This is a genomic window from Streptomyces sp. NPDC048361 (genome assembly GCF_040651795.1).
Classification (GTDB): Bacteria; Actinomycetota; Actinomycetes; order Streptomycetales; family Streptomycetaceae; genus Streptomyces.
On record NZ_JBEZKW010000046.1, the window covers coordinates 39,847 to 65,509 of the forward strand.

At 71.0% G+C, this 25,663-nt stretch carries 23 protein-coding genes; 10 read left to right on the forward strand and 13 right to left on the reverse strand.

Annotated features, from left to right (window positions below):
* Window positions 1-252: 252 nt before the first annotated feature.
* From AB0D31_RS24615 to AB0D31_RS24630, 4 genes are all read right to left on the reverse strand, one after another.
* Window positions 253-1,275: a hypothetical protein gene (locus AB0D31_RS24615; RefSeq protein ID WP_362726944.1), complete on the reverse strand. Its 1,023-nt coding sequence runs from the start codon at window positions 1,273-1,275 to the stop codon at window positions 253-255.
* Window positions 1,275-1,937, reverse strand: coding sequence for an RNA polymerase sigma factor (locus AB0D31_RS24620; RefSeq protein WP_362727009.1), 663 nt, complete (start codon window positions 1,935-1,937; stop codon window positions 1,275-1,277). The genes AB0D31_RS24615 and AB0D31_RS24620 overlap by 1 nt, the downstream gene beginning before the upstream one ends.
* A gap of 594 nt (window positions 1,938-2,531) precedes the next feature.
* Entirely contained in the window at window positions 2,532-4,037 is a 1,506-nt protein-coding gene (locus tag AB0D31_RS24625; RefSeq protein WP_362726947.1) for an ATP-binding protein, read from the reverse strand.
* A 446-nt stretch (window positions 4,038-4,483) separates the two neighbouring features.
* On the reverse strand, window positions 4,484-6,079 hold the full coding sequence (locus AB0D31_RS24630) for a glycoside hydrolase family 20 protein (protein WP_362727011.1): 1,596 nt from the start codon (window positions 6,077-6,079) through the stop codon (window positions 4,484-4,486).
* A 460-nt stretch (window positions 6,080-6,539) separates the two neighbouring features.
* Between AB0D31_RS24630 and AB0D31_RS24635 the strand changes: the two genes are divergently transcribed.
* The 7 genes from AB0D31_RS24635 to AB0D31_RS24665 all read left to right on the forward strand — a co-directional run bounded on the left by AB0D31_RS24635 (window position 6,540) and on the right by AB0D31_RS24665 (window position 12,112).
* On the forward strand, window positions 6,540-7,268 hold the full coding sequence (locus AB0D31_RS24635; protein ID WP_362726950.1) for a 2-oxo-4-hydroxy-4-carboxy-5-ureidoimidazoline decarboxylase: 729 nt from the start codon (window positions 6,540-6,542) through the stop codon (window positions 7,266-7,268).
* Window positions 7,269-7,434: 166 nt separating this feature from the next.
* The gene (gene sdhC / locus AB0D31_RS24640; RefSeq protein ID WP_362726953.1) at window positions 7,435-7,815 is read left to right on the forward strand and encodes a succinate dehydrogenase, cytochrome b556 subunit; all 381 of its coding nucleotides are present in this window, start codon (window positions 7,435-7,437) and stop codon (window positions 7,813-7,815) included.
* An 8-nt stretch (window positions 7,816-7,823) separates the two neighbouring features.
* On the forward strand, window positions 7,824-8,306 hold the full coding sequence (locus AB0D31_RS24645; RefSeq protein ID WP_362726955.1) for a succinate dehydrogenase hydrophobic membrane anchor subunit: 483 nt from the start codon (window positions 7,824-7,826) through the stop codon (window positions 8,304-8,306).
* Between the two features lie 31 nt (window positions 8,307-8,337).
* Window positions 8,338-10,092, forward strand: coding sequence for a succinate dehydrogenase flavoprotein subunit (sdhA, locus tag AB0D31_RS24650; RefSeq protein ID WP_362726958.1), 1,755 nt, complete (start codon window positions 8,338-8,340; stop codon window positions 10,090-10,092).
* Entirely contained in the window at window positions 10,092-10,868 is a 777-nt protein-coding gene (locus AB0D31_RS24655; protein ID WP_362726961.1) for a succinate dehydrogenase iron-sulfur subunit, read from the forward strand. Before sdhA ends, AB0D31_RS24655 begins: the two co-directional genes overlap by 1 nt.
* Before the next feature lie 160 nt (window positions 10,869-11,028).
* Entirely contained in the window at window positions 11,029-11,247 is a 219-nt protein-coding gene (locus tag AB0D31_RS24660) for a hypothetical protein (RefSeq protein ID WP_362726964.1), read from the forward strand.
* Window positions 11,248-11,368: 121 nt separating this feature from the next.
* Window positions 11,369-12,112 (forward strand): TetR family transcriptional regulator, encoded by a 744-nt coding sequence (locus AB0D31_RS24665; protein WP_362726967.1) that lies wholly within the window; start codon window positions 11,369-11,371, stop codon window positions 12,110-12,112.
* Between the two features lie 75 nt (window positions 12,113-12,187).
* Here the strand turns inward: AB0D31_RS24665 and AB0D31_RS24670 are convergent, their stop codons facing one another.
* The 3 genes from AB0D31_RS24670 to AB0D31_RS24680 form a co-directional block, all read right to left on the reverse strand.
* Window positions 12,188-14,386 carry an alpha-N-acetylglucosaminidase gene (locus tag AB0D31_RS24670; protein ID WP_362726970.1) on the reverse strand — a complete coding sequence of 733 codons (2,199 nt, stop codon included), beginning with the start codon at window positions 14,384-14,386 and terminating at the stop codon, window positions 12,188-12,190.
* Between the two features lie 217 nt (window positions 14,387-14,603).
* Window positions 14,604-16,166, reverse strand: coding sequence for an ABC transporter substrate-binding protein (locus AB0D31_RS24675; RefSeq protein ID WP_362726972.1), 1,563 nt, complete (start codon window positions 16,164-16,166; stop codon window positions 14,604-14,606).
* 132 nt (window positions 16,167-16,298) lie between these two features.
* Window positions 16,299-16,571 (reverse strand): hypothetical protein, encoded by a 273-nt coding sequence (locus tag AB0D31_RS24680; RefSeq protein WP_362726974.1) that lies wholly within the window; start codon window positions 16,569-16,571, stop codon window positions 16,299-16,301.
* Between AB0D31_RS24680 and AB0D31_RS24685 the strand changes: the two genes are divergently transcribed.
* On the forward strand, window positions 16,570-18,018 hold the full coding sequence (locus AB0D31_RS24685; RefSeq protein WP_362726977.1) for a D-alanyl-D-alanine carboxypeptidase: 1,449 nt from the start codon (window positions 16,570-16,572) through the stop codon (window positions 18,016-18,018). The two genes, AB0D31_RS24680 and AB0D31_RS24685, sit on opposite strands and share 2 nt — an antisense overlap.
* On the opposite strand, the gene AB0D31_RS24690 is transcribed toward AB0D31_RS24685, so the two are convergent.
* From AB0D31_RS24690 to AB0D31_RS24705, 4 genes are read right to left on the reverse strand one after another with little or no spacing between them, the layout of a single operon-like run.
* Window positions 17,987-19,063, reverse strand: coding sequence for a YihY/virulence factor BrkB family protein (locus AB0D31_RS24690; RefSeq protein WP_362726979.1), 1,077 nt, complete (start codon window positions 19,061-19,063; stop codon window positions 17,987-17,989). The genes AB0D31_RS24685 and AB0D31_RS24690 overlap by 32 nt on opposite strands.
* Complete coding sequence (locus tag AB0D31_RS24695) at window positions 19,051-19,515, reverse strand: GtrA family protein (RefSeq protein ID WP_362726982.1); 465 nt, start codon at window positions 19,513-19,515, stop codon at window positions 19,051-19,053. The genes AB0D31_RS24690 and AB0D31_RS24695 overlap by 13 nt, the downstream gene beginning before the upstream one ends.
* Window positions 19,512-20,462, reverse strand: coding sequence for a decaprenyl-phosphate phosphoribosyltransferase (locus AB0D31_RS24700; RefSeq protein WP_362726985.1), 951 nt, complete (start codon window positions 20,460-20,462; stop codon window positions 19,512-19,514). Before AB0D31_RS24700 ends, AB0D31_RS24695 begins: the two co-directional genes overlap by 4 nt.
* Entirely contained in the window at window positions 20,459-20,998 is a 540-nt protein-coding gene (locus AB0D31_RS24705; RefSeq protein WP_362727013.1) for a phosphatase PAP2 family protein, read from the reverse strand. Before AB0D31_RS24705 ends, AB0D31_RS24700 begins: the two co-directional genes overlap by 4 nt.
* A 294-nt stretch (window positions 20,999-21,292) precedes the next feature.
* Between AB0D31_RS24705 and AB0D31_RS24710 the strand changes: the two genes are divergently transcribed.
* Window positions 21,293-22,750 (forward strand): FAD-binding oxidoreductase, encoded by a 1,458-nt coding sequence (locus AB0D31_RS24710; protein ID WP_362726988.1) that lies wholly within the window; start codon window positions 21,293-21,295, stop codon window positions 22,748-22,750.
* Window positions 22,751-22,815: 65 nt separating this feature from the next.
* On the forward strand, window positions 22,816-23,571 hold the full coding sequence (locus AB0D31_RS24715) for a decaprenylphospho-beta-D-erythro-pentofuranosid-2-ulose 2-reductase (RefSeq protein ID WP_362726990.1): 756 nt from the start codon (window positions 22,816-22,818) through the stop codon (window positions 23,569-23,571).
* A gap of 25 nt (window positions 23,572-23,596) precedes the next feature.
* Here the strand turns inward: AB0D31_RS24715 and AB0D31_RS24720 are convergent, their stop codons facing one another.
* Together AB0D31_RS24720 and trpS are read right to left on the reverse strand one after the other, a co-directional pair.
* Window positions 23,597-24,175, reverse strand: coding sequence for a 2'-5' RNA ligase family protein (locus AB0D31_RS24720; protein ID WP_362726993.1), 579 nt, complete (start codon window positions 24,173-24,175; stop codon window positions 23,597-23,599).
* A gap of 112 nt (window positions 24,176-24,287) precedes the next feature.
* A complete protein-coding gene (gene trpS, locus AB0D31_RS24725) occupies window positions 24,288-25,301 on the reverse strand; it encodes a tryptophan--tRNA ligase (protein WP_362726995.1) in 1,014 nt (337 codons plus the stop codon).
* Between the last annotated feature and the right edge of the window lie 362 nt (window positions 25,302-25,663).

Sequence of the window (25,663 nt, forward strand, 5' to 3'; positions counted from 1 at the left end):
CCGGTCGGTGAGGGGGCCGCGGGCGGGACCGTGCTCCCTGGCCGGTCGGTGAGGGGGCGCGGGCGGGACCGGGGGAACGTGTCCCGCCCGCGCCATTCGCGCGGAGCCGTGGGTACGGGGGGAACCCCGGCTCATCTGCGCCGCCGATGACCAGTCGGCTCACTCAGTACTGCGCCGCCGCCGCAAAAAACGTTACTCCCGGTTTTGAGCAGCGCTTCCGCCGCGTGAACGGGGGCGCTCCACCGGGTGTGTTCAGTGGTGCGCGGGCGTGCCGGGCACGGCGGGGGCGGCGGGCGCGAGCCGGCCGAGGAGTCCGCCGGACCTGCTGACGGAGGTCTGCTTGCCGCCCCCACCACCGCCGGTCTTGTTCCCGGGACCGGCGCCCTTCCCCTTGCCGGATCCGCCCGAATCGCCCGAACCGCCACCGCCGTCCGAGCCGCCGGGCTTCCCGCCCTTGTCGCCGCCCTTGCCGCCCTTGCCGTCGAGCAGCAGATCGCAGAACGCCTTCACCGCGGCCGGGCCGTGCGCGGCCGCCTCCAGGGTGCGGCGCTTGTTCTGGTCGAGCCGGCCCGAGCGGTAGTCGCGGCAGTCGTCGGCCGTCTTGGCGAGCCACTGCTGCTTGCCGGCGGCCTCGTCCCCGGTCGGCGGGCCGCCCGGCTCGGTGCCGTCCCCGGGGCCGGCGCCCGCGCTCGGACCGCCGGGGGTGGCCGCCGTCGAGGGATCCCCGCCGGGCGTGCCCGGAGCCGTGGACGGCCCGTGCCGGGCGTCCGGGGTCGGGGTGGAGGAGCCGGGCGACGAAGAGCGCGAGGGTGAGGTGTCGACGGGCCCCGGGGTCACGTCGGCGGACACCGTCGACGCGGGCGTGGGGTCCTGCTCGTCGAAGGCGAAGGGGCCCGGCAGCACGCCGGTGCCCGCGGCGACGGCGACCCCGCCGAGCGCACAGCAGGCCAGCGCCGCGGCGAGGCCGAGGCGTACGGGCGCGAAGCGCCTGCGCCGGGGTGCGTCGGCCGGCCGCGCCACCCGTCCGACCTTGACGACACCGAGGCCTTCGGCGTCGGCGGCGTTCGCGGGGCGGGCCGTGCGGAAGGCGGCGAGGGCGGCGGCTTCGCCGGGCAGTTCGGTGGTGGCGGGCTCGGTGGCGCCGAGGGAGCGCAGCAGGGCCGCGAGTTCGGCGGCTTCGGCGCGGGCCCGCTCGTCGCCGGACTCGACCTGGTCGCCGCGCAGCAGTCGCTCGGCGGCATCCCCGTCAAGCCACTCGTGCCGCTCGTCAGCCATCACATGTCCTTCTGCGTCCGGGCGCGCGATTGCGTCACACCGCGTTCCGGCGCACGCTGCGACGGCACGGCACCCAGCTCCTCCGCATCCTGGGCTTCCTCCCCCGCCGGGCCGTCCGCGCCGAGCAGTTCAGCAAGCCGCTTCAGGCCCCGGTGCGCGGCGGTCCGCACCGCGCCGGGCCGTTTGCCCAGGGTCTGCGCCGCGCTCTTCGCGTCGAGGCCGACCACCACGCGCAACACCACGGCCTCGGCCTGGTCCTGCGGGAGCTGGGCGATGAGCGCCATCGTACGTCCGGTGCCGAGCGCCTCCAGCGCCTCGTCGGCGGTGTCCGACTCGGCGGGGCGTGCGGCCAGCTCGCTCTCGTCGCCGCCGACGGCGGGCCTGCGGCCACGCATCCGGATGTGGTCGAGGGCCCGGTTGCGGGCGATGCGGGCGGCCCAGCCGCGGAAACGGTCGGCGTCACCCGTGAAGCGTTCGAGGTCGCGGGCAATCTGGAGCCAGGCCTCGGAGGCCACGTCCTCGGTGTCGGGTTCGCCGACCAGCGTGCGGATGTAACCGAGCAGGCGCGGGTGCACGGCGCGGTAGACGGCACGGAAGGCGTCCTCGTCCCCGTCCTGCGCCCTGAGCACCGCGGCGGTCAGCTCCGCGTCGTCCCCCAGCAATCCCTGCACCCTGTCTTGACTGACTGTCTCGATGTCCCCGCTGGTCATCACGGTCGCATCTCCGTAGGCGAATCTGCACGCTACGGCCTCGGCGCCCCATAAGTCCACGCCTTGTACAACCTGCAACTACCTCCTGACACAGCGCGGTGTGACAGAAAACGCACGCTCGGCGCTGAAAGGAGTACGGGGTCGCCACAACGACCCCGCCGGAAGACGGCCGGGGCCTCTCCTGTGGGGGGTGGCGGCCCCGGTCGTCCTCCCGTTTTATCCCATCCGACCTGGGACGATGCGCGGCAGCGGTGACCAACGTGGCCAACGCGTGACCAACCGGCCAGGCGTCTCGTGTGATCCTGGCACTGAACCGTCCAGATGGGGTTCTGAGGCCCTGCACATGCGTGAGGCCAGTACGGTGAGCGACCGCCGCAGGTTGATCGGGACCCGGTGGTCGCGTGCGATACGGATCGCCCGCTCGACCGCCCATCGCGCCTCGCCGTACCTATCCTGATAGAGGTACAGGCGCTCCGACAACCGTCGCACATTTCGCCGTTCCCCCCGTGGCTCGGCGAACTTCGACAGGAGCGCTGGCTGTCGGCGTCAGCCGCCGTAAAGGGTAGGCAGATCGACCAGAAGGAGGTCGTCGCGCCGGTCTGCCAGGTCGACCAGATCGGGATAGAAGCCGTGCAGTGAATACAGGGCCAGAGTGGTGGCGGCGGTGTCGTACCCCTGATCAGCAAGCAGGGCACGAATGCGCTCCAAGCGCTCGAGATCACCGATTCCACGCCGGGCGGCGGTCGCCTTGGCCTCGCCCAGCAGCGCGATCCTCGCGCGGGGAGCCTGCGGGCGCTCGCCTGCGGCCAGGGCGATGACATCGACCTCATGCTTGGTCCGGGCGGCCTGGTCGGCGACCTCGGTGGTGCCTACCGGGCCAGGCAGTCCACCGGGCAGCAGTGTGTGGGCGTAGCGGCGGGTGAAGTCGCGAGCCAAGTCCTCGAAGTGGGGTCCGAGGATCTTGGAGTTGAAGGTCGGAGCGGCCTGCTGCCACACCTGCTCGGCGAAACCCTGATCCACGGCGGCGGCCTGCGGGAGGGTGATGAGTTGGTTGAAGCGGATAACGGGGTCAGCGAGCGTGATGACGGGGTGCCGGGAGCGGAGGATGTCCTGTTCCCGTCGGATGTAACCGGTGGATTCCAGCACTCCGAGGGGGTGGGCGACGGCGTTGCGTGGGCGCTCCAGGGCAGCACCGATCTTGCTGGGGGTGGTGGCGCCATTCGCGATCGCGGTGAGGATGTCGTAGTAGAGCGTGTGCTGCGTGATCCTCGGGTCCTCGCGCAGCAGGTACCCGGTCTCGGTACGCGAGTACACCGCCCGCCCCGGGTCGAGCAACGTCCTGGTGAGCCAGGTGTCGAAGCCGTCGTCCGGGTGCGGCCGGGCAGCCACCGGTCGGTAGCCCGGGGCTCCGCCCAGGACCGCGTGGACCTTCAGCGCGGTCAGCGGGTCGGCGATCTGCCAGAAGGTCCGACTGTCCCGGTAGTCGAAGGCACCCAGGCGTAGATCGACCACCGCACGCCCCCGCAGCGGCTTGGTCCCCGAGAGCAATTCGTGCATGACACTCATCGCGGAGCCGCAGAGGATCAGCCGCGGGCCCGGCCCGGCACCGGGACGGGCACCCCGCTGACGTTCGTCGTAGAGCTGCTGTAGCAGCCCCGGGATCTCAGGCGAGTGCTGGAGCAGATACGGCAGCTCGTCGATCACCAGTAGCGGGCGGGCCGAACGAGCCGTCACATCAAGGGCGTTGGACAACACATCACGCCAGTCGGTCAGTCGCAGACTTCCTGGCCGCAGGCCGGCATGGGCGGCGACCGCGTCGCTGAACCGTTGGATCGCGGGCAGCCGCCCCTCCTCCCGGACCGCTGTCACGTACAGGCCGCCGACCTGCTCGGACAGAGCCTGTAGGAGGTACGACTTCCCGTGCCGCCGCCGCCCCGACACGATGCCTAGCCGCATCGCCGGATCTGGGTCAGTGAGGAACTCCGCGAGCAGATGCCACTCCCGGTCCCGGTCGATCACATCACCCGGCTTGGCTGGCAGACCTGTCTTCACTCGCCCTCCCACACATCGGCTGCGACGAAATTCGTCTAAGTCTACTTCGACAGAAAACGTCGTACTGGACTTCATGCACCGGGCTGCGACATCCGGACCTTAAAGATCAGCCACCCGCCCCACCGGCGGGAGGACAACTTCCAGCGCGACAGCCCGCAGAGGCCGATCCGATGTTTGGCCGCATGACCAACGTGTGACCAACAGCAGTCAGGAACAGTCAGAAACACCCGAATGAGGGCCGGTCCAGACGGTAGGCGAGAACCTGCAACTGGGCGACAAAACGCCTGGTCAGTGCCCATCCAAGGCCCGATCGGGCCAGGGTGGCGGCCCCGGTCGTCCTCCGAACTCACCTGCGCTGAGCAGGCAATACGATGGGAAGTGCTGCGCGATCGCCGGGGGCCGAGCAGGGCTCCTCCGCGTTCACCCCCGGCACGGGCCGGCTGAGTTCACCCCAGCCGGTCCGCCAGGGACTTGAATTCCTCCCAGGCCATCGCCGGCGTGCGCGCGTCCCACAGTTTCTGGGCCGTCGCGCGCAGCGGCATGCGGATGCCACGGGCCACCTGTTCCTCGGTCTGGGCGCTGGGGATGTCGCCCCAGACCGCGAAGCGGCCGCCCAGGATCTGGCCCGCGTACTTGGCGTCCACCGGCTTGGTCCCGCGCAGCACCAGCGGTGTCCACTCCTCGTAGATCCGCTTGCCCGTCGGGTACTTGAAGGTGTTCGGCTCGCCCAGCACGTAGTAGAGGTACTCGTCGTTGAGGTTGACCACCGGGCGGCCCTCGGCGAGGTACTCCTCGGGCGGACGGGCGCCGATCTCCTTGCCCGTCCAGTACTCGACCTCGCGGCCCTGGTCGGCGGAGACCTCGCCGCCGGCGAAGAAACCGTCGTTCCACGCCTTCAGGGTGCGGCCTGCGCTCGCCGAATCGACCGTCTCGGCGCGGTCGTTGAGCCACCCGGTGGCCAGGTCCTTGATGCTGCCCTTGGAGCCGTACTTGGCCCGGGCGGCGGCCGCGAGACCCGGATAGGTGGATTCGGGGGTGGCCGGCGCCTTCACCACGAGTGCCTGGTACTCGTCACCGCCCAGGTGCCAGTACGCCCCGGGGAAGAGATCGGCGTACTCGCGCAGCAGGTCGTCGACGATGCGCGCGGAGTCGGGGTTGGCGATGTCGATGGCGCCCTTGACCGCCTTGCCGTCCTTGTCGCGCAGTTGGAGGTCGGGGTGGGCGGCGATCACCGCGCCGAGGTGGCCCGGCGAGTCGATCTCGGGAACCACCGTGATGTGCAGCTTGGTGGCGAGCGCCACGATCCGCTGGACGTCGCGCTTGCTGAGGTGGTCGCGCGAGACGATCTCGGGGTGGCTCTGCGACTCGACGCGGAAGGCCTGGTCGTCGGAGAAGTGCAGCCCGAGCTGGTTCATTTTCAGGTCGGCCATCTGCCGCAGCTGGGCTTCGATCCAGGTCTCGGTGTACGGCTTGCGCGCGATGTCGAGGTTGAGCCCCCGCTGCGGCTTGTCGGGCCGGTCCTTGACGACGCCCTCGGGCATCACCCCGCCGCCCTTGAGCGCCTGCTTGAGGGTGCGGGTGCCGTAGAACACCCCGGCGTCGTCGTCCCCGGTGATCCGCACCCGGCGGTCGGCGGTGCTCAGGGTGTACGACTCGGGTACGGGCTTCTGCCCGGCGGCAGGCCGGTTCAGCGCCAGCTCGATGTCGCCCGCGCCCGGCTTCGCGCCGGTGGTGTAGCCGACGCCCAGCTCCTGCGCGAACAGCTTCCCCTCGTCGGCGAGGCTCTCGCTGCCGGTGGCCACGATCACCCGGGTCGAGCCGACCGGCCGGAACCCGGGCCCGCGGGCTGCGTGGTGTTCCCGTACGGAGGGGATCGTGCGGGGCGGCGAGGAGATCGGGTAGATCGGCGACGGGGCGGGCAGCGCCGACGAGGCGCGCCTGCTGTCGACCGGGCCGCCGTGGCCGCCGTGCGTGTCGTCGTCCGGCCAGACCGCGATGATCAGCGCGAGCACCGAGAGGCAGGCGAGGCCCACCCTCAGCATCAGGGCGCGCGGGCCGCGCGGCCGGTGCAGCCAGGCGGGCCGTTCCCAGGACGCTGCCCAGGACCCCGCCCAGAACCGCTCCCAGGACTGTGCCCAGGACCGCACCCAGGACCGTGCCGAGGGTCGTGCCCACGGGCGTGACTGAGAGGCGCGCGCCTCGGACGCCGGCGAAGACGACCCCTTCGGATCGCCGGACCGCGGCGTCCGGGCCCGTGACATCCTGAAACGCGACATCACTCAGAAACCTCCCGTCGCCCAAGGGTAAGGGCCAAGCCGACTCCCCCGCCTGTCGGCCGGGCGGCCCCGCGACCAGGCACCGAAGGACCGGGGGGACTCGCCGGGCGGCCCCGCGACCGGGCGCCGAAATGCCCGGGAGACCGTCTACCACGCGTGACTATGTGCTCACGTCCGGGTGAACTTTCGCTCAACCCCCGGGCGCCTCCCGCTCCACGTCGATAGCGTGGCGGCACTCCCACCTCCCTGTCCCCTCCAGTCTCCGTGCTCCGAGCCCGTCCGTCCCGCACTGCACCGTCCCGCGCGGTGTTTCGAGGAGCCCACGCTGTCCAGCGAAGCCCACACCGGCCCCCGGAAGCGACCGCCGACACTCCATCACACTCCTCGTGCCCAGGGGCGAGCGGCCATACCGAATCAGGTACGGGGCACATCCGTTCCGGCTGCCCCGCCACGCCTCGGCGGGCTCGACCGGTTCAACCACGCGTCGGCCGGCGCCGCCGAGGCCGCCCTGCTCGCCTGCTGCGCCAGCCGCCGCTGGGCCCTGCGGATCGCCGCCCACCGCCCCTACCCGGATCTCGGCTCCCTGCTCGCCGCGGCCGACGAGGCGAGCTACGACCTGAGCGCCGCCGACCTCGACGAGGCGCTGGCCGACGAGGCCTCGCCCGGCCTGCACGAGAGCGCCCCGCAGGCCGCGCACACGGCGCTCTCGGCGGCACACGCCGCGTACGAGAGCCGTTTCCGGCACGCCTTCGTGATCTGCCTCGACGGCGTCGACCCGGCCGAGCACCTCGACCGGGTACTGACCGGGATCCGCGTACGGATGAACAACGAGCGGGACGATGAGCGCTCGATCGCCGCCGACGAGCTGCGCCGCCTCGCCCGGGCCCGGCTCGCCCATCTCGTGGCAAGCCACCCCGAACCCGGCGCGTGGACCGCCGCATCCCGTGTCCTCTAGGCCGTACGAGCCTGTTTGATTGCCTGTTTGATCACACCTATGGACCCGGCGCGAGGGAACCGACAACTCGTCGCTACGATGACCGGGGCCGGTGGACCGTACCCGGCCGGGTCAGACCGACACTGAAGCCGGCCGGCCCTTCACACCGCTCCCGGAGGGTTCTTCCGTGCCGGCTGGAACGCTGTACCGCGGCCGGGAAGGAATGTGGTCCTGGGTGGCTCATCGAGTCACCGGCGTCCTCATTTTCTTCTTCCTGTTCGTCCACGTCCTCGACACCGCTCTCGTGCGTGTCTCCCCCGAGGCGTACGACAAGGTCGTGGCCACCTACAAGACGCCCATCGTTGCGTGTCTGGAATACGGCCTCGTCGCCGCGATCCTGTTCCACGCGCTCAACGGCCTGCGCATCATCGCCGTCGACTTCTGGGCCAAGGGCCCGCGCTACCAGAAGCAGATGCTCTGGACCGTGGTCGGCGTCTGGGTCGTGTTGATGGTCATGGCGATCTACCCGGTGCTCGGGCACGCCGCTCGCGTACTGTTCGGGAGCTGAGGACTGAGATGTCTGCCGAAACCTCTTCCGCTGCCGCGATCGGGGAAGTCGAGGGCGCGAGCCTGTACGACACCGATCACCCGGCCCCGCTCATCGAGGCCCCGCGCCAGCGCACCAGGAAGACCCCCAAGTCGACCCGCACCAACTTCGAGCTGTACGGCTGGATGTTCATGCGGCTGTCCGGCATCGTGCTGGTCGTCCTGGTCCTGGGCCACCTGCTGATCCAGCTCGTCCTCGACGGCGGCGTCTCCAAGATCGGCTTCGCGTTCGTCGCGGGCCGCTGGGCGTCCCCGTTCTGGCAGGTCTGGGACCTGGCCATGCTGTGGCTGGCCATGCTGCACGGCGCCAACGGCCTGCGCACCGTCATCAACGACTACGCGCAGCGGGACAACACCCGCTTCTGGCTGAAGATGCTGCTCTACACCGCCACGGTGTTCACCGTCCTGCTGGGCACGCTGGTGATCTTCACCTTCGACCCGAACATGCGCTAGGCCACGGGCTGAGGGACTGAGGAATTCAACGATGAAGATCCACAAGTACGACACCGTCATCGTCGGCGCCGGCGGCGCCGGTATGCGCGCGGCCATCGAGTCGACCAAGCGCAGCCGCACCGCCGTGCTGACCAAGCTCTACCCCACCCGCTCCCACACCGGTGCGGCGCAGGGCGGCATGGCCGCCGCGCTCGCCAACGTGGAGGAGGACAACTGGGAGTGGCACACCTTCGACACGATCAAGGGCGGCGACTACCTGGTCGATCAGGACGCCGCCGAGATCCTGGCGAAGGAGGCCATCGACGCGGTCCTCGACCTGGAGAAGATGGGCCTGCCCTTCGGCCGTACGCCCAAGGGTGAGATCGACCAGCGCCGCTTCGGCGGTCACTCCCGCAACCACGGCGAGGCCCCGGTCCGCCGTGCCTGCTACTCGGGCGACCGCACCGGCCACATGATCCTTCAGACGCTCTACCAGAACTGCATCAAGGAGGGCGTGGAGTTCTTCAACGAGTTCTACGTCCTCGATCAGCTCCTGGTCGAGGAGGACGGCGTCAAGAAGTCCGCCGGTGTCGTCGCCTACGAGCTGGCCACCGGCGAGATCCACATCTTCCAGGCCAAGTCCGTCGTGTACGCCTCGGGCGGCACCGGCAAGTTCTTCAAGGTGACCTCCAACGCGCACACCCTGACCGGTGACGGCCAGGCCGCGTGCTACCGCCGCGGGCTGCCCCTGGAGGACATGGAGTTCTTCCAGTTCCACCCGACGGGCATCTGGCGCATGGGCATCCTGCTGACGGAGGGCGCCCGCGGTGAGGGCGGCATCCTGCGCAACAAGGACGGCGAGCGCTTCATGGAGAAGTACGCGCCGGTCATGAAGGACCTCGCCTCCCGTGACGTCGTCTCGCGCTCCATCTACACGGAGATCCGCGAGGGCCGCGGCTGCGGTCCCGAGGGCGACCACGTCTACCTCGACCTGACGCACCTCCCGCCGGAGCAGCTCGACGCCAAGCTCCCGGACATCACGGAGTTCGCGCGCACCTACCTGGGCATCGAGCCGTACACGGACCCGATCCCGATCCAGCCCACCGCGCACTACGCCATGGGCGGCATCCCGACCAACGTCCAGGGTGAGGTCCTCTCGGACAACACCACGGTCGTGCCGGGTCTGTACGCGGCCGGCGAGGTCGCCTGTGTCTCCGTGCACGGCGCCAACCGCCTGGGCACCAACTCGCTCCTGGACATCAACGTGTTCGGCAAGCGCGCGGGCATCGCCGCCGCCGAGTACGCCCACACCACGGAGTTCGCGGAGCTTCCGGAGAACCCGGCGGCGCTGGTCGAGGCGCAGGTCGCGAACCTGCTGTCGGCGACCGGCACCGAGCGCGTGGCGGTCATCCGCAAGGAGCTGCAGGAGACCATGGACGCCAACGTCATGGTCTTCCGCACCGAGCAGACGATCAAGACGGCGGTCGAGAAGATCGCCGAGCTGCGCGAGCGGTACAAGAACGTGTCCGTGCAGGACAAGGGCAAGCGGTTCAACACCGACCTGCTGGAGGCCATCGAGCTGGGCAACCTGCTCGACCTGGCCGAGGTCATGGCCGTGTCCGCCCTGGCGCGCAAGGAGTCCCGCGGCGGTCACTACCGCGAGGACTACCCCAACCGCGACGACGTCAATTTCATGCGCCACACCATGGCGTACCGCGAGGTCGCGGACGGCGGCAAGGACTCGATCCGCCTCGACTACAAGCCCGTCGTCCAGACCCGCTACCAGCCGATGGAGCGTAAGTACTGATGGCCACCCCGACCCTGGACAAGCCCGGCACGGCCGGCGCGCCGGAGCCCGGCTTCGCCGACTCGCCGTACATCACCGTCACCTTCCGCATCCGCCGCTTCAACCCGGAGATCTCCGAGGAAGCGACGTGGGAGGACTTCGAGCTGGAGATCGACCCGAAGGAGCGTGTGCTCGACGGTCTCCACAAGATCAAGTGGGAGATCGACGGGTCGCTGACCTTCCGTCGCTCCTGCGCCCACGGCATCTGCGGTTCCGACGCCATGCGCATCAACGGCAAGAACCGCCTCGCCTGCAAGACGCTGATCAAGGACATCAACCCGTCCAAGCCCATCACCATCGAGGCCATCAAGGGCCTCACGGTCCAGAAGGACCTGGTTGTGGACATGGAGCCGTTCTTCCAGGCGTACCGCGACGTGATGCCCTTCCTCATCACGAAGGGCAACGAGCCGACGCGTGAGCGTCTGCAGTCCCCCGAGGACCGCGAGCGCTTCGACGACACGACCAAGTGCATCCTGTGCGCGGCGTGCACGTCGTCGTGCCCGGTCTTCTGGAACGACGGCCAGTACTTCGGCCCGGCCGCGATCGTGAACGCACACCGCTTCATCTTCGACAGCCGTGACGAGGCGGGCGAGCAGCGCCTGGAGATCCTCAACGACAAGGACGGCGTGTGGCGTTGCCGCACCACGTTCAACTGCACCGACGCGTGCCCCCGCGGCATCGAGGTCACCAAGGCCATCCAGGAAGTGAAGCGCGCCCTGATCACGCGCCGCTTCTGATCCTGTACGCGTCTGTACGGCTCTGACGAGGGCCCCGCACCCGGAACTTCGCTTCCGGGTGCGGGGCCCTCGCACGTGCGGGTGAACGCGCGGTGATCCCGGCGGGGGCCCTGCCCGTCCTACGATGATGGCCTCGACCAGCAGCTACGGGAGGCACGTGATGTCCGCAGCACCCGCAGAGCGTCCCCACCGGAGCGCGCCCGCCGAGCACCCCAAGGACAGCGAGGCATCGCTGCTCGACGAGGCCAACCCGCTCACGGAGCGGCTCCCCGGCTACCGCATCGAGATCATCAAGGGGCAGATCCGCGTGACGCCCCCAGTAGACGGCGCCCATGGGCGCGGGCTGACCGACCTGATGCTGCCCTTCATCGCGGCATGATTCCGGCCACCGACGTCGGCACGTTCCCGTGGGTGATGGGCCAGGTCAACTACGCCCGTTCGCTCAGCATGTGAACCAACCCTGTCGTCTCCGTCGCCACCTGGCCGATTAGGCTCTTGCCGTGCCAGCAGAGAACGCTCCTGAAGAGACGGCCCCGGATGTGGCCGGGTCTCGCCCCGCCAAGGGTGAGCAGACCCGCACCCTGATTCTGGAGACCGCGATGCGGCTCTTCCAGGAGCGGGGGTACGACAAGACCACGATGCGGGCCATCGCCCAGGAGGCCGGGGTCTCGGTCGGTAACGCGTACTACTACTTCGCCGGCAAGGAGCACCTGATCCAGGGCTTCTACGACCGGATCGCCGCCCAGCACCACGCCGCGGTGCGGGAGGTGCTGGACACCGAGACGGAGCTGGAGGCGCGGCTCGCCGGGGTGCTGCGGGTCTGGCTCGACATCGCGTCGCCGTACCACGAGTTCGCGGCGCAGTTCTTCAAGAACGCGGCGGATCCGGACAGCCCGCTCAGCCCGTTCTCCACGGAGTCGGAGCACGCGCGCGAGGCCGCGATCTCCGTGCACCGGGAGGTGCTCGCCGGCACGAAGACCAAGGTGCCGGCCGAACTCGCCGACGTGCTGCCCGAGTTGATGTGGCTGTCGCAGATGGGGCTCGTCCTGTACTGGGTCTTCGACCGCTCGCCCGGCCGGGAGCGCAGCTACCGGCTCGCGGCGCGGGGCGCCAAGCTCACCACCCGGGGCATCGCGCTCGCCCGGTTCCGGGTGCTGCGGCCGCTCGTGCACGAGGTGCACGAGCTGTTCACGGACTTCCTGCCGGGGATGTCCCAGGCGGCGGCCTCCCGCAAGCGGAGCTAACCGCGCCCAGCGAGGGCACGCCGCGCGAGGCCGGGACGCGCGAGGGCGGGCCGCGCGAGGGGGGCCGCGCGGGTGTCACAGGCCCAGCGCCCGGCTCACCTCCCCCGCCACCTTCACGATGTCCCCCTTGGGCTCCGTCGGGAACGGCGGGTGGGTGCGCACCCAGGTGTCCTCCAGGGCGTACCAGTCGACGGGGGCCGGCGGGCGGCCCGTGGTGAGCGCGGTGGTGAGGGTGTCGAAGTACGTGCGCCAGCGGAGCGTGTAGAGGCCGCCCACCAGGCCGGACCACTCCCGGTTGGCGTAGTCCCGCAGATGCCCGTCGTCGGCGGCGGCGCGGGGCCCCCACACCGTGAGCAGCGTCAGCGCGTCGTACTCCAGGCGGTCCTTCTCCTGCGCGGTCACGCCCCACGACCGCGCGTCGGCGAGCCACCGGCCCAGGAGATGACCCCGGTCGGTGGCGACGACCCGTTCGAGCAGGGCCATGTCGTCGAGCCACTCCCCCGTCAGGCGCGCGAACCGTGCCGTGTCCTTCGCCTCGTAGGCGGCGCGGATGCCGGGGAGCAGCAGCCGGGACCGGTTGGAGAGGATCTGGCGGGCCACGTCGAGCAGGTCGTAGCGGTAGGCCGTCGAGGTGCGCAGGGCCGGCGCCACGGCCAGGAGGGCAGGCAGCGCTTTTGCGAACTCGGCTGCGTCGTAACGGAGTTGGTGGGGAGAGAAGTACGCGGCCGACAGGGCGTTCAGGTCGGGGCGGGCGCCGAACAGGCCGTCCGCACCCTCGCTCCAGGAGTCGGCGCGCGTGGTGCCGTACGCGGTGCGGCGCAGCACGTCCCACGCGCTGGCCGCGTGCGCGTCGTCGGCACCGTACCGGTAGCGCGGCCACTGCCGGAACCACTCCGCCAGGTCGAGCGGTCCGTCCGTCCAGGGCAGGTCGGAGAAGAGGGCGAACGCGGCCGGGTTGTTGTCCGCGCCCTCCGGCATGAGCGCGATGCCGTCGAGCGCACTGTCGGGCTTGGTGCGCCACCTCTCGTACAGGGAAGCCCAGTCGGGGGTGTTGGCGCCCATCGCGGTGTGGCCGCCGAAGTTCCAGATGGAGCCGAAGGCGTACGGCGTGCCCTCCCAGCTCGCCTCGCGGTCGGTGACGGAGGGGAAGCGGTCGGAGAGGCCGTCGACGATGAACAGCCTGGTCTTGTCGACGGCTTCGACGATCTCGCGGTGCGGGTTGTTCTGCCAGCCCAGGATGGTCCACAACGCCCCGGGATGCGCGGTGCGCAGCGCGGTTTCGACGGCCCGCGCGGCGTCGCCGATCGGCACGTCTCCGGGGGTGCCGCCCTCGTGCAGCAGGTCCATCTTGTACGCGGGAGCGGCGCCGAGCAGTTCGTTCTGTACGTCGTAGAACGTCTGCGCGACCCGGGCGAAGGAGTCGGTGCGGGGGTCGAGCCAGTCGGGCCGGGGGAAGCCGCCCCAGACGCCCTGTGGCACCACGCGGGCGTCCGGGTCGCGGTCTGCGAAGCCCGGCGGGACGGTCCCGAAGTAGCCGGGCAGCACCGGACTCATGCCGAGTTCGCGCAGCCTCGTGACGACGCGGATGGCCAACTCGGCCCGCTCGTCGAGGAGTTGCTGGGTGAGCGGGCCACCGAAGCCGGACATGTTCTGGAGCAGCCACCACGGCTGGTGCGCGGGCCCGGGGAGCCAGGCGCGCAGTTCGGCGTCGTCGTAGCCGTGCTGGAGGAAGGTGCGGTGGTAGACGGTGTCGGCGCCGAGGTAGACGAGCACCTCGTTGTAGCCGTGCAGGGCCAGGACGTCGAGCTCGCGCTCCCAGTACGTCCAGTCGTGGTAGGGGCCGGTGTAGCCGTCGTTGGTGTCGTTGAAGGCGAAGCGATGGGCGACGCCGGCCGACCTCTCGATGGGCGCGGGCACGGCCGGCAGGGTGGCGGGCAGGGTGGTCTGCTCGCCGGCCCAGGAGATGTGGGCGTTGGCCACGTGTCGCAAGTACCAGTGGAATCCGGTGAGTTGGACGGCCGGGGTGGTGCCCTCGACGAGGATCCGGCCGGCCCCGCCCGAGACGCGGAAGCCGTCGGGGCCGGCCGCGCGTGCCGGGGTACGGAAGGTGACCTGGCCGGTGTGGCGGGGCAGCAGCCGGGCCAGCGCCCGCGCGGCGGGATCCGGTGCGGCGGGACCCCGGGCCCCGGCGGCATGCCCGGTCCCGGTGCCCGCCCCGAGGGCGAGGGCCGATCCGGCGAGTGAGCTCAGGAGCGTACGGCGGGAAAGGCGCATCCTTCGACGGAAGCAGTGAGTCCGGGCGCGGTCAATGGAGCAGAACCGGTGACCCCTTGGACAGAAGCCCTTTGGGTCAACCCCGCTGGTTCACTTCCACCCCGGGGGCCCATCGGGCCGCCGCCACGCGCCGCGGCCCTGCCCCCGCCGGCGCCACCGGCACGCGGACCCGGCGCCACCGGCACGCGGACCCGCCCCAGCGGCACGCGGCCCCGGCTCAGATCCAGCCCAGCTCCCACAGCCGCCACACTCCCGTGCCGTCCGAGAGGTACTGCGAGCCGCTGATGTCCTTGCTGCCGAGCACGTAGTTCTTGCCCTGCCACAGCGGGATCAGCGGAACGTCCTCGGCGACCTTCTCCTGGAGCGCCTTGAAGTCGTCCGCGGCACGGCCGCGGTCGGTGTATTCCTGGGTCTGGCGGATGAGCTGGTCGGCCGTCTTGTCGGAGTAGTTGTTGTGGAGGCTGTTGCCGGTGCCGACGAGCGGCTGGCTGAAGTTGTCGGGGTCGGGGAAGTCGGCGAGCCAGCCCGCCGTGTACGCGTCGTACTTGCCCTCGGCGTAGTTCTGCTGCATCTTCGGCCAGTCGGCCTCGGCGATCAGGGTGACCTTGAAGAGGCCGTCCTTTTCGAGCTGCTTCTTGATCTCCTCGGCCTCCGCGCCGTTCGCGCCGAGCTTGCGGTAGGCCATGTCGAAGCGGACCGGGAGCTGTTCGCCCTTCAGAAGCGCCTTCGCCCGGACCGCGTCGGGCTGCGGGTAGGCGTCGAAGAACGCGGTGCTGTGGCCGGTGAAGCCCTGCGGGATCACCGAGTACAGGGGGTCGACGGTGCCGCTGTAGACGGCGTTGACGAGCGCGCCGCGGTCGATGAGCGCGGCGGCGGCCTCACGGACCTTGACCTTGGAGACCGGGCTCGGCGACTTGACGTTGAAGTTCATCGTGCGGATGTCGTAGCCGGGCGAGGTGGTGATCCGCAGACTGGGGCCGGGCGAGAGCTTGGCGAGGACCGCCGGCGGCATCTCGCGGTGGGTGACGTCGACCTGCTTGGCCTGCCAGGCGTCGTTGAGCTGGTCGGCCTCGGCGAAGTAGCGCACCGTGATGGGCAGCCCGGTCCTGGTCACCGCGCCCTGGTAGTGGGGGTTGGGTTCCAGGTCGGCGCTGACCGGACGCCCCGAGGCGTCCTTCGTGTACCCCTTGAGCAGGTACGGGCCCGACCCGCTCACCGAGTCGCCCTTGCGCAGTGCGCCCGCCGGGTACTGGGTGCTGTCGACGATCGAGCCCGCGCCCGTGGCGAGCTTCGAGGGGAAGGTGGCGTCCTTCGACTTCAGGTTGAAGGTGACCGTGTTCCCCTCGGCCTTCACCGAGGCGATCATCGCGAACAGCGGCAGGGGGCCGAGATCGGAGTTGATCTTCACGATCCGGTCGAACGAGAACTTCACGTCCTCGGCGGTCATCGTGCGCCCGCTGGAGAAGCTGATGCCGTCGCGGAGCACGCACTGGTACGTCTGGAGCTTCTGCCCGATGAAGGTGCAGCTCTTCGCGGCGTCCGGAACCGGCGTCGAACTGCCTTCGCGGAAGGTCAGCAGCGACTGGTAGACGTTGTTGTAGACGGCCCAGGAACCCGCGTCGTAGGCACCCGCCGGGTCGAGCGACGTGATGACGTCGGTGGTGCCGACGGTGATGGGGTCCTTCTTCTCGTGATCGGACGGCAGCAGCTGCCAGCCCCCTACGCCCGCGACCACCACCGCCGCGCCTATTGCCACCATTCGCATACGGATCGACCGCATCGCCGTGCTCTCCTCGGAACGCCCCACCCTTGCCGAACGCGCGGAGTCGGCACGCTGCGCCCGTGATGGAGCTCACCCAATCACACGACCTTCACATTGTGGAAGAGACAACCATTCGCTCACAGCTACTCGTTAGCCGAGCGTGACGGAACCCTCCGTATCCGCCTGTTCACGGCGCAGCGTACGCAGCGAACGGAATCCGATCACGCCCACCGCCGTCCCCAGGAGAAACGACGTGATGGCGAGCAGGAGATGGATCCAGAAGTAGGCGGTGGGGTCCCCGGCGGCGTCGAAGGCGAGACCACTGCCGTCCTTCCACAGGTTCTTCACGAAAGTGATCCAGATGACCCAGCTCCACGCGCCGAAGGCGAGCAGGAACCAGGAGAGGGGGCGGCTGAGTTTCATGGCTCCAGTATCGGCGTTCACCCTTGGGCACCTCCGGCCGGGTGGGAGCTCTCGGCGGGTCATCCGTACGATGATCGGATCGCCGGTCGCAGCCTGTACGTTCTCGAACGTGTCTCCCGTGAACGTGAACCAGAGCGCCGAGCATCCCCTTCTCCCCGCGTCGCGCCCGCGCACGCCGAAGCGGGCCGGCCGGCTCGCCCGGTCCGCAGCCGTGGCCGCCGCCGCCGCCGTGCTTCCCGCGCTTGCCGCGGTGCCCGCCGCGGCGGCGCCCGGGGACGACAAGCCCGCCGCATCCCCGACGCCCGGCGCCCCGGGCCAGCGGAGCGACGCGCCGCCCACCGGCATGTCGAAGGTGGGCGGGGACCTGCTCGGCGAGGCCGGCACCCAGGTGCGCCTCGGCGCGGGCGCGCCCGTGCTTCCCAAGGAGGTGACCGGACGGTCCTGGATCGTCGCGGACGCCGAGAGCGGCAAGGTGCTCGCCTCGCACAACGCGCACTGGCGGCTGCCGCCCGCCTCCACCTTGAAGATGCTCTTCGCCGACACCGTGCTGCCCAAGTTCTCCCGGGACGAGCAGCACCTGGTGGTGGCGAAGGACCTGGCCGGGCTCGGCGCGGGCAGCAGTCTGGTCGGCGTGAAGGAGAACCTGTCGTACTCGGTGCACGACCTGTGGCTCGGGGTCTTCCTGCGCTCGGGCAACGACGCCGTGCACGTGCTGTCCTCGATGAACGGCGGCGTCGCCCAGACCGTTCAGGACATGCAGGCCAAGGCCGACGACCTCCAGGCCCTCGACACCCGTGTCGTCTCACCGGACGGCTACGACATGCCGGGCCAGGTCTCCAGCGCGTACGACCTGACGCTGTTCGCCCGCGCGGGGCTGCAGAACAAGGACTTCCGCGAGTACTGCGCGACGGCGACCGCGAAGTTCCCCGGCGCCGAGAGCAAGGACAAGAAGCGCGAGATGTTCGAGATCCAGAACACCAACCGGCTGCTCACCGGCGACTTCGGGCTCAACCCGTACAAGGGCATCGCGGGCGTCAAGAACGGCAACACCACCAACGCGGGCGCCACCTTCACCGGGGTCGCCGAGCGCAACGGCAAGGTGCTCCTGGTCACCGTCATGAACCCGGAAGCACGCGAGAGCCAGGCCGTCTACAAGGAGGCGGCGCGGCTGCTCGACTGGGGGTTCGCGGCGGGCGGGAAGGTCACCCCGGTCGGTGACTTGGTCCCGCCCAAGTCGGCGACGGCGACGGCGAAGCCCGGTACGAGCACCGGCGCGAGCGCCGGCAACGCACAGGCCGGCGCGAAGAACCGCCCAGGGCAGGCGGCCGCCGCCCAGGGCGAGAGCGCCGGCGCCGGCACCGCGCTCGGCATCGCCGGCGGCGCGCTGGTCCTCGTGGCGGGCGCGGTCTTCCTGATCAATCGGCGCTGGCCGCTCCGGAGGCGGTAGAGCCGGGCTTGTCGACGGCTCGGCGGGGCTTCGCGGCACTGGAGCCGGGGCCGTCGGCGGTCGAGCCGGGCTTCGCGGCGGTAGAGCCGGTCCCGTCGCCGGTCGAGCCGGGCCGGTCGGCGGTGGCCGGGGCGTCGGCGGTGGCCGGGGCGTCGGCGGTGGCCGGGGCGTCGATGAGGCCGGGGTCGTCCTCCTTGGACGGGGTGGCCGTCCACGCCGCGCAGAACAGGAGCAGCTTCGCCGTGAAGTTGATCCACAACAGCAGCGCGATGGGCACCCCGAACGCCCCGTACATGCTCTTGGCGGCGACGCCCTTCATATAGCCGCCGAGCAGCAGCTTCAGGAGTTCGAAGCCGATCGCGAAGACCAGCGCGGCCACGAACAGGCGGCGGCGCGGCGGGCTCACGCCGGGCAGCAGGGTCAGGACGTACAGCAGGAGCAGGAAGTCCGCGCCAACGGCGACGGCGATCGCCGCGACGCGCAGGAACACCCCGCCCGCGCCGCCCTCGTCGATGCCGAGCTTGTCGGCGGTCCAGCCGATCGCGGTGGAGCCGATGGAGGAGGCCGCCCAGGAGGCGAGGCCCGCGGCGCCGAGGCCCAGCAGGATGCCGCCGTCCTTGAGCTTGCGCAGGACGGGGTTCTCCTCGGCGTCGGTGTCCTCGGCCTCCCACACCACGCGTAGACAGCCGCGCATCTGGGAGACCCAGCCGATACCGGTGAACAGCAGCAGGGCGCCGGCCACCACGCCGACGGTGCCCGCGTTGTCGATCAGGGACTGGAGGTCGAGCTGGTCGGAGATGCCGGGGACCTGTTCGGCGAGGGTGTTCTGGAGCTTGTGCACCTGATCGCCGGAGAGCAGCGCGGCCGCGACGGCGGCGCCGACGGTGAGCAGCGGGAACAGCGCCAGGAAGCTGATGAAGGTGATGGCGGCGGCCAGCCTGGACCAGTAGACCCGGTCGAGCCGCTCGTAGGAGCGCCAGGCGTGGGTCAGCATGAGCCGGGCGACCCAGGGCCCCACGACGGGAAGTTTCTTCAGCCAGTCCATGACGTACGACTACCCTCTCGCGCGCGGCTGTGTCCTTCCGGAGGCAATCCTTCCGCCTCCGCGGCGAAGACCAGTGTTCTCGTCCCCCAGAAGCGCAGACAGGTCGCGAGCGCCATGCCGAGGACGGCCCCGGAGAGGGTGTCGGCGCGCGGCGACGTGAGCCCGAGGCCGTAGTGCGTGACGGCGATGCACAGGAGCTGGACCAGGGCGCCCGCGAGGTTCACGGCGAAGAAGACGGCGTACTCGCGCCGGCCGGCCCGGCGGCCCCGGTAGGTACCGAAGGCGTTGCCGAGGTAGGCGACTGTACAACCGGCCACGAACGAGAGGGACTTGGCGGCGACCGGGTCCCAGTTCAGGCCCGAGCGCAGCCACACGAAGAGCCCGAGGTCGGCGGCGTACGCACAGACGCCGGCCAGCGCGAAGCCGATCACCTCGGATTTGGCGATGCTCACAGGTCGGTCACCGCGAGCGCGTACAGGGCGACCCAGACGAGGCCGATGACGGCGAGGGCGCGGTCGTGCAGGACGACGTCCTCGGGCGCGCCGGCGCCGCCCCGGTCGGCGAAGACGGCGTACCGCAGGATCGCGCCGATGAAGGGCACCATCGACAGCTGTCGCCAGGGCAGCAGCGCGCCGTTGGCGACGCCGCCGGCCTCCAGCGCCCACATGCAGTAGGCGAGCACGGCGACGCCCGCGGCGAGCTGCCAGACGAAGCGCAGATAGCCGGTGGTGTAGGCGTCGAGGAGCGAGCGCGTGGCCGCGCCGAGACCCTCCATCTGGAGCGCCTCGGAGTACCGCTTGGCCGAGACCATGAACAGGGCGCCGAACCCGGCGGTGATGAGGAACCAGCGGGAGAGCGGGATGCCGAGTGCGACCCCTCCGGTCATCGCCCGCATCAGGAAACCAGTGGTGATGACCACCAGGTCGACGACGAGGACGTGCTTGAGCTTGACGCAGTACGCGAGTTGCATGACCACGTACGCGGACAGGAGCGTGGCCGTCATCGCGTTGCAGGTCAGCGCGGCGGCCAGCGGCGCGAGCACGGCGAGGATCCCGCCGGCGGCATAGGCGGCGGCGACCGGCACCTGCCCGGCGGCGACGGGGCGGCGGCACTTGTCGGGGTGGGCGCGGTCGGCCTCGGCGTCGCGGGCGTCGTTGATGAGGTAGACGGCCGAGGCCGCAGCGGTGAACAGGCAGAAGACCAGGGCGAGTTGGGTGATGTCGCGGGGATGCGTCAGTCGGCCGGCGGCGGCCGGCGCGGCCACCACGAGCACGTTCTTGACCCACTGGCGGGGCCGCGCGGTGCGCACCAGGGCGCCGGGCAGCCCGAGCAGCCGCCGGGGCGCCGGGGTCGCGGCGGCGCCGTGGTCGTCGAGGAGTACGGCGCCGGGCTCGGTCATCGGCGGGCCCCTTCGAGGGGGCCCAGCATCCAGGCCGCGCCGACCCGCGCGGTGACACCGCCGAGCAGCGCGCCGGCCGCGATGTCGCTCGGGTAGTGCACCCCGACGACCAGGCGCGAGACGCACATGGCGGCGGCGAGCGGCGGTACGAGGTGCGCCCCCGCCGGCCGCAGCGCCCCGTAGGCGACGGCGGCCGCGGCCGCGGAGCTGGCGTGCGAGCTGGGGAAGGAGTGCCGCCCCGCGGTACGCACCAGGGGTTCGGCCGCCGCGAGCTGCGGCCGCGGTCTGCGCACCAGGCGCTTGACGCCCATGCTGGTCAGGTGGGCGGCGGCGACCAGGGCGGCACCGCGCAGCCAGGCACCGCGCCGGTCCCGGTCGACGGCGGCCCCGGCGAGCCCGGCCGCGAGCCAGAGCGCGCCGTGTTCACCGGCCCAGGACAGGGTGCGGGCGGCGGTGGCCACCCGCGGGTCGGTGCCGCAGTCGCGCAGCGCGGCCAGGAGCCTTTCGTCGGCGTCGGTACACGACGGCTTCTGCATCTGCCACCCCTCTTCCGTGACGTCGTCGGCCCGCCAACCGGCCGAGGCCACCGGCGACTCTCCTGCGCCCGGTGGATGGAATACGGGACAAAAGGGACTGACACTCAGGTAATCACCCATTTCGGTGAGTGATTATCGGGGCGGCGGTCGTGCCGCGGAGGCGGAGCGCGGGCCCCACCCGCCGGGAGCCGCGCGACGCCCATGGGAGACGCGCCCAGGACGGGTCGTACGACGCGGGCGAGGGAGCCGCGCGAGTGGGGCAAACGGGACGAGTTAGGCGATACGGTCGCATTCATGTCTGCCGACACGACACCCGACACGGCGCCCGGCACCGCGCCCGACGCCAGGCCCGACACGGCGCCCGCCACCACGACGGGCGCCGCCCCCCACGCCGAGCCCGCCCCCGCCGGAGCGCCGACGTCCGTGAGCGGCTGGGGCCGCACCTCCCCCACCACGGCCCGCCTCCTCCACCCCCGTAGCTACGAGGAGGCGGCGGACGCCGTACGGGCGTGCGGGGCGCGCGGCACCATCGCCCGCGGGCTCGGCAGGGCGTACGGGGACGCCGCGCAGAACGCGGGCGGCGCGGTACTCGACATGACCGGGCTCGACCGCATCCGTACCGTCGACGTCGAGGCCGGCGTGGTGGTCTGCGACGCGGGCGTCAGCCTGCACCGCCTGATGGAGGTGCTGCTGCCGCTCGGCTGGTTCGTCCCCGTGACCCCCGGCACCCGCTACGTCACGGTCGGCGGGGCGATCGGCGCCGACATCCACGGCAAGAACCACCATGTCTCGGGCTCCTTCACCCGCCACGTCCACTCCCTTGAACTGCTCACGGCGGACGGCACGGTACGGACCGTCGACGCGGACAGCGACCTCTTCGACGCGACGGCGGGCGGCATGGGCCTGACCGGCGTCATCCTGCGGGCCACCATCCAACTGCTGCCGGTGCAGACCTCGTTGATGGCGGTCGACACCGAACGCGCGGTGGACCTCGACGACTTGATGACACGCCTCGAATCGGGCGACCACCGCTACCGCTACTCCGTGGCCTGGATCGACCTGCTCGCCCGGGGCGGCGCGACCGGGCGTTCGGTGCTGACCCGGGGCGAACACGCGCCGCTCGACATGCTGCCGCCCCGCGCCGCCCGCACCCCGCTCGCCTTCCGGCCGCGCCGGCTGCCGGCCGCCCCGTCCTTCCTGCCCGAAGGGCTGCTCGGCCGCGCCTCCGTCACCGCGTTCAACGAGCTCTGGTACCGCAAGGCGCCCAAGCACCGCACGGGCGAACTCCAGCGCATCTCGACGTTCTTCCACCCCCTCGACGGGGTGCCGCACTGGAACCGCGTGTACGGGCGCGGCGGCTTCGTGCAGTACCAGTTCGTCGTCGGACACGGCCAGGAGGAGGCCCTGCGCGCCATCGTGCGCCGCATCGCGCGCCACGGCTGCCCCTCGTTCCTCGCCGTACTCAAACGCTTCGGCGAGGCCGACCCCGGCTGGCTCTCCTTCCCGCTCCCCGGCTGGACCCTCGCCCTCGACATCCCCGCGAACCTGCCGGGCCTCGGCGCCCTCCTCGACGACCTCGACGAACACGTGGCGGGCGCGGGGGGCCGCGTCTACCTGGCGAAGGACGCGCGGATGCGCCCGGAGCTGGTGGAGCGCATGTATCCGATGCTGCCCCAATTCCGGGAATTGCGCGCCGAGTTGGACCCGCGCTCCGTCTTCACCTCGGACATGAGCCGCCGCCTGGGCCTGTAGCCCGCACCGCTCCCCCCGTTCCCCCCGTTCCCCCCGCACCTCCCCTTCCTCCTCTAGGAGCCCTGATGAAGGACGCGTTCGGCACCCCGCAGTCGCTGCTCGTGCTCGGTGGTACGTCCGAGATCGGCCTCGCCACCGCCCGCCGTCTGGTGGCCCGCCGCACCCGTACGGTCTGGCTCGCGGGCCGCCCCTCGGCCGCCCTCGACACGGCGGCGGCCGGTCTGCGCGAACTCGGCGCGGACGTCCACACCATCGCCTTCGACGCGCTCGACCCCGCCGCGCACGAGGTCGCGCTCGGCAAGGTGTTCGCCGAGGGCGACATCGACATGGTGCTGCTCGCGTTCGGGCTGCTCGGCGACCAGTCCCGCGACGAGGGCGAGCCGCTCGCCGCGGTGCGGGTCGCGCAGACCAACTACACCGGCGCGGTCGCGGCCGGCCTCGTCTGCGCGAAGGCGCTCCAGGCGCAGGGCCACGGCTCGCTCGTCGTGCTGTCGTCGGTGGCCGGCGAACGCGCCCGCCGCAGCAATTTCATCTACGGATCGAGCAAGGCCGGGCTCGACGCGTTCGCGCAGGGTCTCGGCGACGCGCTGCACGGCAGCGGGGTGCACGTCATGGTCGTACGCCCCGGTTTCGTCCGTACGAAGATGACGGCCGGGCTCGCCGAGGCGCCGCTCGCCACGACGCCCGAGGCGGTGGCCCTCGCCATCGAGACGGGGCTGCGGCGACGGGCCGAGGTGGTGTGGGTGCCGGGGGCGATGCGGGTGGTGATGTCGGCGCTGCGGCACGTACCGCGCGCGGTGTTCCGGCGGCTGCCGGTGTGAGCCCGGCAGATCCGTACGGGTGGCGCTAGCGCAGGGAGGGATGGTCGAGGCAGGAGCCCTGGGCGGGGACGCCGAGCGCGCCGATGCCGAAGGGGTAGTCGCGCAGCTTGCGCCACACTCCGTCGGCGCCCTGCTCGTAGAGGGCGAAGCCGTCGCACGTCCAGGATGCCGAGAAGGCGGCGAGGGACTCGTACGCCACGTCCATCGCCTCGTCGGAGATGCCGTGCGCGACCGTCACGTGCGGGTGGTACGGGAACTGGAGCTCGCGCACCAGCGGACCCGCCTCGTCCCGCACCCGCTGCTGGAGCCACGCGCACTCGCCCGCGCCCTCCACCACCCGCACGTAGACGACCGGGGAGAGCGGGCGGAACGTGCCCGTCCCGCCGAGCCGCATCGTGAACACGCGGCCCGCCGCCGCGACCGAGGCCAGGTGCGCCTCGATCTCCGGCAGACACGCCGCCTCGACCTCGTGCGGCGGCAGCAGCGTGATGTGCGTGGGGATGCCGTGCGCGGCGGGGTCACCGAAGCCCGCGCGCCGCTCCTGGAGCAGGCTGCCGTAGGGCTCCGGGACCGCGATCGAAACGCCGAGCGTTACGGTCCCCACGTCGTTCTCCTCCGTGCTGTGGTGTCGATGGTGTGCAGTGTGACGCGCCGGACGGCCGCTGGCCAGAGGACGGGGGCCGGGCTCCGGCCACACCGTCCTGATCCGGCCCCGGTCAGTGCTTGGCGGGCAACATGCCGACCCTGTCGTACGCCGTGGCCAGCGTCTCGGCGGCGACCGCGCGGGCCTTCTCGGCGCCCTTGGCGAGCAGCGCGTCCAGCGTCTCGGGATCGTCCAGGTACTGCTGCGTACGCTCCCGGAACGGGGTGACGAACTCCACCATCACCTCGGCGAGGTCGGTCTTGAGCGCGCCGTACATCTTGCCCTCGTACGCGGCTTCGAGCTCGGCGATCGTGCGGCCGGTGAGCGTCGAGTAGATGGTGAGGAGGTTGGAGACACCGGGCTTGTTCTCGGTGTCGTACTTGATCACCGTGTCGGTGTCGGTGACCGCGCTCTTGACCTTCTTCGCCGTGGTCTTCGGCTCGTCGAGCAGGTTGATGAGGCCCTTCGGCGTCGACGCCGACTTGCTCATCTTGATCGACGGGTCCTGGAGGTCGTAGATCTTCGCCGTCTCCTTGAGGATGTATGGATCCGGGACGGTGAACGTGTCACCGAACCGGCCGTTGAACCGCTCGGCGAGGTCACGGGTGAGCTCGATGTGCTGGCGCTGGTCCTCGCCGACCGGGACCTGGTTGGCCTGGTACAGGAGGATGTCGGCGACCTGGAGGATCGGGTACGTGAAGAGCCCGACCGTGGCGTTGCCGGCGCCCTGCTTGGCCGACTTGTCCTTGAACTGGGTCATCCGGCTGGCCTCGCCGAAACCGGCCAGGCAGTTCATGATCCAGGCGAGCTGGGCGTGCTCGGGCACGTGGCTCTGCACGAACAGGGTGCAGCGCTCGGGGTCCACCCCGGCGGCGAGCAGCTGCGCCACGGCGAGCCGGGTGTTGGCGCGCAGCTCGGCGGGGTCCTGCGGGACGGTGATCGCGTGGAGGTCCACGACCATGTAGAACGCGTCGTGGGACTCTTGCAGCGCCACCCACTGGCGGACCGCGCCGAGGTAGTTGCCGAGGTGGAACGAGCCTGCGGTGGGCTGGATTCCGGAGAGCACGCGCGGACGATTCAGGGCCATGCTCAGCATTCTCTCAGGTGGGCCCGCCCACGGAGAAACCCCGACCTTGTGACCGGCCCCACAACCGAACGGACCCCGGGCCGGAGCCCCGGCAACCCCGCCTCCGCCTGCAGACCGTGCTCGCGTCTCGCGCAGTTCCCCGCGCCCCCATGTGGGCTGCCCCCGGGCGGGGTGCCAGGGCCTGGCAGGGCGGCCAGTCGCGGCCACCTCAGCCCGTCATGGGGGTCCCCCCTGGCCCTTGAGGCCTTGGGGGAGATTGAGGACGAGCGCCCTCAAGGCGCGAACCGCACCGAACGCGGTACGTGTCGGATTGTTGCGGGGGCGCTCCGTGATGTGGTGTTCGCGATGGTCGCCGGTGATCC